This is a genomic window from Streptomyces sp. SID14478, from assembly GCF_010548525.1.
Lineage (GTDB): Bacteria > Actinomycetota > Actinomycetes > Streptomycetales > Streptomycetaceae > Streptomyces.
In genome coordinates this window covers 1-3,035 of sequence record NZ_JAAGMG010000647.1, presented here as the reverse complement: position 1 = coordinate 3,035, position 3,035 = coordinate 1, and the positions used below count along the sequence as shown (strand labels likewise).

General features: G+C 75.5%; 1 protein-coding gene. It reads right to left on the bottom strand.

The window, feature by feature from the left end:
- On the bottom strand, nucleotides 1-3,035 hold a 3,035-nt coding region (locus tag G3I40_RS21590; RefSeq protein ID WP_164303785.1), incomplete at both ends, for a beta-ketoacyl synthase N-terminal-like domain-containing protein.

The following is a 3,035-nucleotide window of genomic DNA, read 5'->3' as shown; positions in this document are numbered from 1 at the left end:
GAGCACTCGCCCTGGCGCAGCGACTGCGCCGCCAGGTGCATGGCGACCAGCGACGACGAGCACGCCGTGTCGACCGTGACGGCCGGTCCCTCGAAGCCGAAGACGTACGAGACGCGGCCCGAGGCCACGCTCGCCGCCGTGCCGGTCATCAGGTAGCCCTGGACGTCGTCGGGCACGTGGTGGAGCCGGGTCACGTAGTCGTGGTGGACGATGCCGGTGAAGACGCCGATGTCGCTGCCCCGGGTGGACTGCGGGTCGATGCCAGCGCGCTCCAGGGCCTCCCAGGAGGTCTCCAGGAGGAGGCGCTGCTGCGGGTCCATCGCGAGCGCCTCGCGCGGCGAGATGCCGAACAGCGCGGCGTCGAACTGCGCGGCCTCGTGCAGGAACCCGCCCTGCCGCGTGTACGACGTGCCGGCGTGGTCCGGGTCCGGGTCGTACAGGCCCTCCAGGTCCCAGTCGCGGTCGAGCGGGAAGCCGGAGATCGCGTCCCGACCCTCCAGGACGAGGTTCCACAGCTCCTCGGGGCTGTCCGCGCCGCCCGGCAGCCGGGTGCTCATGGCGACGATCGCGATCGGCTCGTCGGTGCCGGGCGCGGGCCCGCCCGCGTCCGGCACCTCCCTTTCCTCACCCAGGAGTTCGGCCCGCAGGTAGTGGGTCAGCGCGCCCGGGGTGGGGTAGTCGAAGACGAGCGTGGTGGGCAGGTCGACGCCGGTGAAGTCGTGGAGCCGGTTGCGGAGCTTGACCGCGCCGAGCGAGTCGAACCCGAAGCTCTTGAAGGACTGTTCGTCCGCGTACTCGAAGCCGTCGCCCTCCCGGTGTCCGAGCACGACCGCGACGCTCTCCTCGACGAGGTCGCGCACCGCACGGCGCTGCTCCTCGGCCGACAGGCCGGCCAGCCGTGCGGCGAACGTCTCGTTCGCGCCGCCGCCGCGGGCGGCGAGGCGCCGGGCGGGGGCCGGACTCCTGACGGGCTCCGGTGTCCGTGCGCTCTCCCCCGGTACGGCGTCCAGGCGCAGCGGGCCCAGGACGGCGACCGGTCCGCCGGCGTGGTCGGCCAGCTCGACGAGGTGGCGGGCGCCGTCCACGGGAGTGACCCGCAGGCGCAGCCCCGTGGCCCCTTGCGCGTACACCGTCAAAGCGGCGCATTCGGTCAGGTCGCGTGGCCCGGCTCCGGTCGCGGTCGCGGCGTCCAGGATGCGCAGCGCGCTGTCCAGGAGTACCGGGTGCAAGGCGAACTCCCCCGCTTCGTCGGCCAGTTCGTCGGGCAGCGCGATCTCGGCGCAGGTACGGCCGTCCTGCTGTGTCTCGGTGGCGCCGTGCGCGGGCAGCGGCCAGGTGCGCGGGTCGAAGGACGGCTCGGGCAGCCCGGGGACGAGGAGGGCGCGGGCGTGGCAGGTCCAGGGGCCGTGGTCCTCGTCGAGGGTGCGGCCGTGGACGGTGACGCGGCGCCGCCCGTCCTGGGCCGGTGCGTCGACCGCGACCCGGATCTGGGTGGCGCCGTGCTCGGGGACCGTCAACGGCGCCTCGACGACGACCTGTTCGAGACCGCCGCAGCCCACCTCGTCGCCGGCCCTGATCAGCATCTCCAGGACGGCGGCGGCCGGGACCCGGCCCGTGGCGGTGGACAGGCCGCGGCTGCGGGGCGTCAGCCGGCCGGTGAGGACGACGCGTCCGTCACCGGGGACCTCGACGACGGTGCCGAGCAGCGGGTGCCCCGCGCTCTCTGCGCCGAGGGCCTCCGCGCCGCCGCCGGGGGCGGCGTCGGTCTCCACCCAGTACCGCTGGTGCTGGAACGCGTACGTGGGCAGCTCGGTGCCCTGCGCGGGGAGGCCGGTGCCGTCGCCGAGGACCGCCGGCCAGTCCAGGTCCGTGCCGCGCACGTGCAGGTGCGCGAGGGCGGTCAGGACGTCGGCCGGTCCGGTGCCGTCCTTGCGGAGGGTGGCGATGCAGTCCTGCTCGCGGACGCCGGGCGCGGCGAGGGCCAGCGCGGCCAGGACACCGCCCGGTCCCAGTTCGAGGTAGGTCGTGGCGCCCTCCTCGCGCAGGGCGGCGACGGCGTCGCCGAACCGGACGGCGTGCCGTACCTGGTCGACCCAGTAGCCGGGGCTGGACAGCCGGCCGTCCCGGTCGGGGCCGCCGGTCAGGGTGGAGACGACGGGAACCCGGGCCGGCCGGTACGTCAGGCGCTCCGCGACCGTGCGGAACTCGTCGAGCATCGGCTCCATGAGCGGCGAGTGGAAGGCGTGGCTGACGGTCAGGCGGCGCGTCTTGTGGCCGCGTCCTGCCAGTTCGGCGGCGACGGCGAGCACGGCGTCCTCGGTTCCGGACAGGACCAGCGCGTCGGGTCCGTTGACCGCCGCGACGCACACCTCTCCCCCGACCCCGTCGAGCAGCGGCGCGACGTCGGCCTCGGTCGCCCGGACGGCGGCCATCGCGCCGCCCTGGGGCAGTGCCTGCATCAACCGGCCGCGGGCGGCGACGAGTTGGGCCGCCTGGTCCAGGTCGAGGATCCCGGACACGTGCGCGGCGGTGAGCTCGCCGATCGAGTGTCCGGCGAGCAGGTCCGGCCGTACGCCCCAGGACTCGAAGAGCCGGAACAGCGCGCTCTCCAGGGCGAACAGGCCGGTCTGGGTGTACAGGGTCCGGTCGAGGAGCGCGGCCTCGGGCGTTGCGGGCGCGGCGAACACGACGTCGCGCAGCGGGTGTTCCGCGTGCCCGGCCAGGTGCGTGTCCAGGGCGGTGCAGGCGGCGGCGAAGGCGTCCGCGAAGACCGGGAAGGCGTCGGCGAGCCCGCGGCCCATGCCGGCCCACTGGCTGCCCTGCCCGGTGAAGAGGACGGCCAGCTTGCCGGGCGCCGGGGTGCCGGTGACGACCGCGGGGCTCGCCGCCCCCTCGGCGAGGGCGGTGAGGTCGGCGCGTGCCTGCGCGGCATCGGGCGACGCCAGCACGACGGCGCGGTGGTCGAGTTGGGCGCGGGCGGTGGCCAGCGCGCGGGCGGCGTCGGCGAGGCGTACGTCGGGACGCTCGTCGAGGAA